This window comes from Pseudomonas helleri, from assembly GCF_009600315.1.
Classification (GTDB): Bacteria; Pseudomonadota; Gammaproteobacteria; order Pseudomonadales; family Pseudomonadaceae; genus Aquipseudomonas; species Aquipseudomonas helleri_A.
This window is the reverse complement of record NZ_WIWC01000115.1, coordinates 1-440: the sequence shown is the minus strand read 5'-3', so window position 1 is coordinate 440 and position 440 is coordinate 1. Positions and strand designations below refer to the sequence as shown.

The following is a 440-nucleotide window of genomic DNA, read 5'->3' as shown; positions in this document are numbered from 1 at the left end:
CGATCAGCCTGGCGCACTGGTTGCTGATCTCGATTTCGATGTCGGTGCGGCCGGTCAATTCCTTCTTCCCACCGACTTGGGCGATGGTCGAGCGTAGCTGGTGATAGGACTCAATGCGGTTCTGCGAGCGGTGAACATTACGCTCCAGTTGCGGGTCGCGCAGGTAGCGCAGTGTGTAGATACTGCGGATGAGCTTGTCGAACTCGAAGATTGCGCGCCGCGTCGGGTTCGGCGCCGTATAGGTGCACAGCTTGCGGATCAGCGTGCCCTGCGTCATTTCCTTCAGGCCCAGTGTGGCGACGATTCGGTCGATGTTCGCCTTCTCACCGACGATGAGTTGCCGGTCGATCTGGCCAGCCGGCCGGATCAGGCATTTCTCGTACAATGCCAGATCATCGGCGCAATACAGCTCCTGCAACTGGTCGTCGAGGTCGGTGAAG

Annotated in this window: 1 protein-coding gene; it reads right to left on the bottom strand. The window is 59.5% G+C overall.

Features of this window, described 5'->3' with window-relative positions; all coding sequences use genetic code 11:
- Positions 1-440: Tn3 family transposase (locus tag GHN86_RS23090; RefSeq protein WP_153387394.1), on the bottom strand; the 440-nt coding region annotated here is incomplete at both ends.